General features: G+C 67.8%; 9 protein-coding genes. 2 read left to right on the forward strand and 7 right to left on the reverse strand.

Annotation, left to right across the window (positions count from 1 at the left end):
- Window positions 1–48 precede the first annotated feature (48 nt).
- From VN419_RS05520 to VN419_RS05540, 5 genes are all read right to left on the reverse strand, one after another.
- On the reverse strand, window positions 49–582 hold the full coding sequence (locus VN419_RS05520) for a DUF4337 domain-containing protein (protein WP_325645289.1): 534 nt from the start codon (window positions 580–582) through the stop codon (window positions 49–51).
- A gap of 44 nt (window positions 583–626) precedes the next feature.
- On the reverse strand, window positions 627–1,820 hold the full coding sequence (locus VN419_RS05525) for a CgeB family protein (RefSeq protein ID WP_325645291.1): 1,194 nt from the start codon (window positions 1,818–1,820) through the stop codon (window positions 627–629).
- A 33-nt stretch (window positions 1,821–1,853) separates the two neighbouring features.
- On the reverse strand, window positions 1,854–2,528 hold the full coding sequence (gene cmk / locus VN419_RS05530; RefSeq protein ID WP_325645293.1) for a (d)CMP kinase: 675 nt from the start codon (window positions 2,526–2,528) through the stop codon (window positions 1,854–1,856).
- Entirely contained in the window at window positions 2,521–3,621 is a 1,101-nt protein-coding gene (gene hisC, locus VN419_RS05535; RefSeq protein WP_325645295.1) for a histidinol-phosphate transaminase, read from the reverse strand. The genes cmk and hisC overlap by 8 nt, the downstream gene beginning before the upstream one ends.
- A gap of 141 nt (window positions 3,622–3,762) precedes the next feature.
- Window positions 3,763–4,206 (reverse strand): universal stress protein, encoded by a 444-nt coding sequence (locus VN419_RS05540; protein WP_325645297.1) that lies wholly within the window; start codon window positions 4,204–4,206, stop codon window positions 3,763–3,765.
- 351 nt (window positions 4,207–4,557) lie between these two features.
- Between VN419_RS05540 and VN419_RS05545 the strand changes: the two genes are divergently transcribed.
- The gene (locus tag VN419_RS05545; protein ID WP_325645299.1) at window positions 4,558–5,058 is read left to right on the forward strand and encodes a hypothetical protein; all 501 of its coding nucleotides are present in this window, start codon (window positions 4,558–4,560) and stop codon (window positions 5,056–5,058) included.
- On the opposite strand, the gene thpR is transcribed toward VN419_RS05545, so the two are convergent.
- Together thpR and VN419_RS05555 are read right to left on the reverse strand one after the other, a co-directional pair.
- Window positions 5,055–5,690 carry an RNA 2',3'-cyclic phosphodiesterase gene (gene thpR / locus VN419_RS05550; protein WP_325645301.1) on the reverse strand — a complete coding sequence of 212 codons (636 nt, stop codon included), beginning with the start codon at window positions 5,688–5,690 and terminating at the stop codon, window positions 5,055–5,057. The genes VN419_RS05545 and thpR overlap by 4 nt on opposite strands.
- Window positions 5,691–5,694: 4 nt before the next feature.
- On the reverse strand, window positions 5,695–6,228 hold the full coding sequence (locus tag VN419_RS05555; RefSeq protein WP_325645305.1) for a CinA family protein: 534 nt from the start codon (window positions 6,226–6,228) through the stop codon (window positions 5,695–5,697).
- Between the two features lie 80 nt (window positions 6,229–6,308).
- Between VN419_RS05555 and VN419_RS05560 the strand changes: the two genes are divergently transcribed.
- A complete protein-coding gene (locus VN419_RS05560) occupies window positions 6,309–6,767 on the forward strand; it encodes a hypothetical protein (protein ID WP_325645307.1) in 459 nt (152 codons plus the stop codon).
- The last annotated feature ends 14 nt before the right edge of the window (window positions 6,768–6,781 follow it).

A 6,781-nucleotide genomic window follows, 5' to 3' on the forward strand; every position in this document is an offset into this window, starting at 1 on the left:
TAGCCCCGCCGGGCCGTGCGCCCCGCCTCCCCCCCCGGAAAAGTCCGCCTAGAAGAACAGAAAGAAGCCGTTGGCGAAGAACACAAGGCCGAGCACGCCCACGGCCATGCCGCCGTACCACACGGGCTTGAGCTTCATGAGCGCCGCAACGGACGAGAGCAGGATGGCGATCTGCAAAAAGATGATCGCCATGCCGAAGGCCCCGGAATGCGCCTGGGCCTGGGCGATGGCCGCGTCGTAGCCTTCCGCCTGCTTCTTGATCTCCTCCTTCTGGATCTCGTACTTGTCGATTTTCGCCGCGTAGGCCTTGGTCCTGGCGGAAACGGCCTCGGCATAGGCCCCGCCGCCCTTGCCCGCGTTCATCAGGGCCAGGTCCAGGGAATCCTTCTGCAGCTCGTGCAGGTACTGCTTCATGTCCTTGGCCTGGTAGTAGGCCCACTGGTTGGTGGCCTTGGACTGGGAAAGCACCGCGCGTGTAGAGTGCTGCCCGCCCTTGAAGGTGGAAAGCGTTGCGCAGACCGCGAACACGATGGTGGTGACCGCCACGTAGCCCAGCCAGCCTTCTTTCTTTTCTTCCGCCATCTCCGGTTCCTCGTGAAAGGGTTGCAGGTTCGCCGCCGCGCTGCTCAGAACGCGGCGTCCATGGTTTCGATGATGCGCGCCGCCCGGTGGGCATAGGTGTGCTCCGCCAGGATGCGCTTTTGCGCCGCCCGGACGGTGCGCACGCGGCCCGCGGCATCGGCCAGCCAATGCCGGGCCTGCTCCGCCAAGTCCTCCGGGCCCTTGTAGCACGCCGCCTCCACACCGGACTCGAAGCATTGCGCCAGGGCCTCCGAGGCCTCGGTCAGCAGAAAGCCGCCGCACAGGGGCGCGTCGAAGACCCGCTGGTTGAGGGACGCGCGCGACTTGAGGCTGGTGATGTTCACGTTCACCGCCAGGGAGCGGTAGAAGGCCGCCAGCTCCGGCCCGTAAACCGGGCCCGGGCGCCAGGTGAAGCGCCCCGCCGCGCCGGGCCCCAGCATGCGCTCCCACAGGCGGCTTCCGGCGATGACCGGCCGAAGGGGCAGCAGGGCCCGCACGGCGCGCAGGCGGTGCAGGCGCGTGGCCTCCTGGCGCAGCAGCTCCAGGTGCAGGGCGCGGCCTTCCGGGTTGGCGGCGGCAATCTCTTCCCACAGCTCCGGCGCATGGCGGCGCAGGCAGGCCTCCGCGCCCAGGTCCGGCTCGGCCGCGAGCAGCGCCCCAAGCTCGCGGTAGCGGCGCAGAAAGGTAGCGGGAAAACGCCCGGCGCGCATGGTGCGGGCAAGGTTGGCCGCCCAGGTGCCCCCCACGAAGCCCACGCCGTGCGCGTCCTCTGTCGGATTGGTCGGGTTGGCCGGGGCGAACACGCCGGGGTCCGCGCCAAGGGGCAGGTATTGCGCGCGCGGCACCAGCCCCCCGTCCAGGGCCGCCACGGACTCCGGGTTCCAGGTGAAGACCATGAGCCGGGCATCGGGCGCGGCGGGCCGCTGCAAATAGGTTTCGTGATTGTCCACGAACCAGCTGGCCAGGGGCGCGCGGGCGGAGCGCAGCAGATCGAGCACGTGACCCTGGCCGTCCAGGCCCACGTGGTTCACGGTGAGGATGAAGCTGGGCCGGAAGGAGGCCGTGGCCAGCAAAAGCTGGCGCACGAAGGCCGCGTTCTGGGCAAAGGGCAGCACGGCCACGGCCACGCCCAGGGCGCGCAGCGCGCGCTCCAGCTCCGGCACCACGAAGTAGTCCTGCCCGATGAGCAGCACGCGGTGCCGTCTGCGCAGGGTGTTCGTGAGCTGGGCTGCGGGCATGAAGCCTCGGTCCGGCCGCGTGCGGGCTGGGAGTTAGCGCAGGCCCCGCACGCGGTCCAGCACCGCCTCCAGCACTTCCGACTCCGTCAGGAAGGTGGTGTCCACCACCATGGCGTCGGGCGCGGGCTTCAGCGGCGCTATGCTGCGGTTGCGGTCCTGGTCGTCGCGCTGGCGGATGCTCTCGGCGATGGCTTTGAGGTCCGCGGGCTTGCCTTGGGCCTCCAGCTGGCGGCAGCGCCTGCGGGCGCGCTCCTCCGGGTCGGCGTCGAGGAAGAACTTGTGCGTGGCCTGGGGGAAGACCACGGTGCCCATGTCGCGTCCCTCGGCCACGAGCGAGGTGGTGTTCCCCAGGTAGATCTGGGCCATCTTCATGTAGGCCCGCACAGAGGGCACCACGGCCAGCAGCGAGGCCCAGCGGCCCGTCTCCTCGCCGCGGATGGCGGCGGGCAGGGCGTGGCCGTTCAGCAGCAGTTCGGTATCGGCCCCGCTGCCGCGCAGGGTGAAGTCGAAGTCGCCCAACTTCTGCTGCAAGAGACCTTGGGGCAAGTCCCAGGAGCCCTCGCCCAGGGTGAAGGCGGCGGCGCGGAACATGGCCCCGGTATCCAGGAAGGCCACGCCCAGCTCGCCCGCAAGGCGTCTGGCCAGGGTGCTTTTGCCCACTCCGGCGGGGCCGTCCAGGGTCACGATGAGCGGCGTCTTGTTAGCCATGAAGAATGTCCTCCAGGGCCTTGAGAAAGCCCTCAGTCTCCGCCTTGGTGCCCACGTTGACGCGGATGTTGTCGGCCAGGCCGAAGCTCTTCAGGTGGCGCACGATGACCCCGCGCTTCAGCAGTTCCTCGCACACCTGGTCCGCCGGGTAGGGGGGCTTGAACATGACGAAGTTGGCCTGGGAGGGCCAGACCTGACAGCCCAACTCCGGCAGGCGCTTCAACAGCAGCTCGCGGCCCTTGAACACCACTTCCAGCGTTTCGGAGTAGAAATTGTCGTCTTCCAGCACGGCCAGGGCGGCTTCCTCGGCGATGACATTCACGGTGAAGGGCGGCCGGGCGCGGCGCACGTGCTCGGCCAGCCACAGGGGCAACGCCCCGTAGCCCAGGCGCAGGCCGGCCAGGCCGTAGGCCTTGGAGAAGGTGCGCAAGACCACCACGTTGGAAAGCTCCGCCACCATGGCGAGCATGCTGTACTCCTCCGGCGGCCAGGTGAAGTCCATGTAAGCCTCGTCGCACACCAGCACGGTTCCTTCCGGCAGCACGCCGGAAAGCACCATCAGCTCCTCGGCCCTGGCGGCCAGGCCGGTGGGGTTGTCCGGGCTGGTGACGAAAACCATGGCGGTGTTCCCGTCAACGGTCTCGGCCAGGGCTTCCAGCGGCAGGCGGAAATCCTCGCCGCGCGGCACCTCGCGGTATTCAACACCGCACAGTTTGGCCGTCAGCCGATACATGCTGAAGGCGTGCTCGTAGCAGACCACATTGCTTTTGCCGGGCTGGGCCAGCACGCGGAACAGCAGGTCGATGATCTCGTCGGACCCGTTGCCGCAGACGATGTGCGCGGGGTCGAGCCCCATGGCCTTGCCGATGGCGGCGGTGAGGCGCGGGCTGTGGTTCTGCGGGTAGCGGAAGGCCTGCCCGGCCGCGCGGGCGATGGCCTCTTGCGCCAGAGGTGAAACGCCAAGGGGGTTCTCGTTGCTGGCGAGCTTGATGACATGCTCAAGACCATACTTGGCCTTGATCTCCTCCACCGAGAGGCCCGGCACATAGGGTGTGAAGTCGCGGATCTCTGGCCGGACGCGCTGGCTGGACATGAGTGCTCCCTTTGGCGCGCCCCTTGGCGCGCTATGAATAAAGATGGCGCCAGGGGCGGCTCCTTCCGGGCCGCCCCCGCCTGCGCCCCTTTTGGGGATGTCGCAAGACGCCCGCCCGGAAGCTTCCGGGCGGAAAAACGGCTACTTCGTGGGGCGGATGGTCAGAACCGGGCACTTGGCGCCCTTGACGACCTTCTCGGCCACGGAGCCGAAGAGGATGCGGTCGATACCCTTGCGTCCGTGGGTGCCCATGATGATCAGGTCGGCGTCTTCCTTGGCGGCCATGCCGAAGATTTCCTCGGCCGCGTAGCCGGTGACCACATGGCCCTCGGCCTCCACGCCCTGGAAGTTCTCGTTCAGGAAGGCGCTCATGGTGGCCTCGGCTCCGGTGACGATCTCGCCCACGAAGTTCTCGATGGAGCTGGGCGGAACGTGGAAGCCCACGTACTGGGACAGGGAAGGGGCCACGTACAGGCAGATGATCTTGGCGCCCAGGCCCTGAGCCATGATGCGGGCGTATTCGGCGACGGACGGGCTGTGCTCGGAAAAGTCGACTGCGCAAAGGATATTCTTGATTTGGGCCATGGCGCTTTCCCCCATGATGAGGCGTAAGTTGCCCCCCTTCGGCGAAGGGGGGGAATGTGGAGACAATGTGAAAATAATCACCTAAGTCCGTTAACGCAAGTGAAAAACGCACCGATATGCTTCAGCAGGCCCGCGCCCGGCCCTTCGCACGGACAAGGCTCCCGGATGGACAAGGCCCCTGGCATGGGGTATCCGGCCCTGAATGTGGGCAAAGCCGGGCCAAGAGGGCCAGGCAGGCAAGATTTGCCTCCCGCCGTTTTAAAAACTTCACGTAATTTCAGCGACTACGCAATGCGTCGCCTTGGCATGGTCTCTGCACAATTCGAACAAACCACAGGATGAGGAGCAGCCATGAAAATCCATCCTGACCAGTTGGAGAGCGTTCGGCTGGACCCGACCACCCAGACGAACCGAGGCACGCAGACCGGAACCGCCTTTGGCGACCTCCTGAGCCAGGAAGTCGGCAAGACGAGCCCGCAGTCCACGTCCAGCACCGCATCCCTGCCGCCGCCGGGCGGGCTTGGCACTCTCACGGCCCTCATCGGGGCCCAAGAGGTCGAGGCCACTACCCCGGTAACCCAGGCGGAGAATGCGATCATGGACAAGGTGGACAGCGTGCTCGACAAGTGGGACCAGTACGCCCAGAGCCTGCAAAGCACCACCAGCTCCGCCAGCCTCAAGCAGGCTTACGGAGTGCTCGACGACATCGACGGGGCGGTGCAGCGGATCCGGGGCGACAATCCCGACCTCGCCCAGAAGTACCCCGCCCTGCAGGGCGTGGTCTCCGAACTCGAGGCCATGACGGTGACGGAACGCATCAAGTTCAACCGGGGGGACTACACCGCCGCCTAGGCGGGAACCTTCCTCCCATCCGGGCCCCCGCCGTGGTCGCGGGCCGGAAAATGACTGAGCGCGAGGTACTTGGGCCCCTGCGGCCCAAGTATGCTCCGCCAGAGCACGAACTTCCCCGCCAGCGCCGGGCCGAACGCGGCCCCGCCAAGCTCCACGGCCAGCTCCCGGCCCACAGCCTCCCAGTCGTCGCCGCTTGCCGCCTGCTTCACCCGTCCCAGGGTGACATGGGGGCGGAAGTCCCGCGCCTGCGCCTCGAAGCCGCAATGGACCAAAGCCCGGTCCACGTCCCGCGCCAGCCGGGCGCAGGCTTCAGCCCCTTCGCTCAGCCCGGCCCATACAGTGCGTGGAGCGCCGCGCAACGAGAAACTTCCGGTCGCGCCCAGGCACAGGGCGAAGGGGGCGAAGTCGACGCCCCGCAAGGCCTCGCACATGCCCGGCAACCGTGCCTCCTCCACCTCGCCCAGAAAGCGCAGGGTCACGTGCCAGTTGTCCGGCCTGGTCCAGCTGAGGCGCGATGCGAGCCGTCCGGCCAGACGCCCGGCCAGCGCGTCGAGCCCCTGCTGCCAGCCCAGCGGCAGCGGCAGGCCGATGAAGCAGCGGATGCTTGCGCGCGCGCCGGAGTCCTGGCCCATGGGGTCACTTCACGAAGGTGAGCATGCCGAAGAGCGCCCCGGCCACGCTTTGCGACTTCACCGCCGCACGCGAGCCCCGGAACAAAAAGCTCTCTGCCCGGCTGCCGCCCGGCCAGGCCCAGGCGATCCACACCGTGCCCACAGGTTTTTCCCGCGTGCCGCCCGTGGGCCCGGCGATGCCGGAAATGGCCACGGAGCAGCCGCTTTCCGCGGGCATGCCCGGAAGCTCCAGCGCGCCTTGCGCCATGGCCAGAACCACGGGTTCGCTCACGGCCCCATGGGCGGCGATGAGTTCCTCCGGCACGCCGAGGAGCCCTATTTTGAGCGCGTTGGAGTAGGACACCACCCCGCCGTGGAACCAGGCGGAGCTGCCGGACAAATTGGTAAGCGTGCTGGCCAAGAGGCCCCCGGTGCACGATTCGGCCACGGCCAGCGTCCAGCCATGGCCGTGGACCAGCCGCCCGGCCTCCGAGGCCAGGCGCTCCAGCCTGAGCGAGCCTTCCTGCTCCAGCAGTTCCGGCTGCGAAAACTTCTTCATGCCCACCCCCGGCGCGCGTGTACGATTCTTGCCTACAGGCCGTGTTTACAGAACAGGGCCCGGCGTGGCAATTGGAGGGCATGGAAACGGACGGCCCGGACTTGAGCTTTCGCCAGCGGGCGGAAAACATCTGGCAGCGGCTGCGCCTGCGCAGGCGCGAGCCCTGGAACTGGCTGGTGCAGACCTTTTTCGCCGCGCTGTTGCCGCCGGGCCTTTTGTTCCACAGCCCGGCCTTCATCGTGCTGTCGCTCCTGGGCGTTCTGGCGGGCTGCTACGCCCTGCCCCTGCCGCCCATGCGACACACGGGCCTCAAGGCCCTGGCCCCAGGCATAGAAAAGTTCATCGGCATGGAATGTGCCTGGCTGGCCGCGCCGCTGACCCCGCGCAAGAAGCGCCAGCTGTGGTTCCTGGGCCTTGGCGCGCCCGCCACGGCCATCCTGCTCTGGCTGCAGGACCTGGGGCCCATCGGCCTGGCCATCGGCGTCATCGCCCTCTTGCACGTGCGGCGCAAGAACATCGAGCAGGGCATCGACCCCTAGCGCGTATTTCCCCC

This window comes from Humidesulfovibrio sp. (assembly GCF_035560995.1).
Taxonomy (GTDB): Bacteria; Desulfobacterota; Desulfovibrionia; order Desulfovibrionales; family Desulfovibrionaceae; genus Humidesulfovibrio.

Excerpts from the sequence above, each read along its gene's own strand:
- VN419_RS05520 (WP_325645289.1), bottom strand. The coding sequence starts at position 582 with ATGGCGGAAGAAAAGAAAGAAGGCTGGCTGGGCTACGTGGCGGTCACC.
- VN419_RS05525 (WP_325645291.1), bottom strand. The coding sequence starts at position 1,820 with ATGCCCGCAGCCCAGCTCACGAACACCCTGCGCAGACGGCACCGCGTG.
- cmk (WP_325645293.1), bottom strand. The coding sequence starts at position 2,528 with ATGGCTAACAAGACGCCGCTCATCGTGACCCTGGACGGCCCCGCCGGA.
- hisC (WP_325645295.1), bottom strand. The coding sequence starts at position 3,621 with ATGTCCAGCCAGCGCGTCCGGCCAGAGATCCGCGACTTCACACCCTAT.
- VN419_RS05540 (WP_325645297.1), bottom strand. The coding sequence starts at position 4,206 with ATGGCCCAAATCAAGAATATCCTTTGCGCAGTCGACTTTTCCGAGCAC.
- VN419_RS05545 (WP_325645299.1), top strand. The coding sequence starts at position 4,558 with ATGAAAATCCATCCTGACCAGTTGGAGAGCGTTCGGCTGGACCCGACC.
- thpR (WP_325645301.1), bottom strand. The coding sequence starts at position 5,690 with ATGGGCCAGGACTCCGGCGCGCGCGCAAGCATCCGCTGCTTCATCGGC.
- VN419_RS05555 (WP_325645305.1), bottom strand. The coding sequence starts at position 6,228 with ATGAAGAAGTTTTCGCAGCCGGAACTGCTGGAGCAGGAAGGCTCGCTC.
- VN419_RS05560 (WP_325645307.1), top strand. The coding sequence starts at position 6,309 with ATGGAAACGGACGGCCCGGACTTGAGCTTTCGCCAGCGGGCGGAAAAC.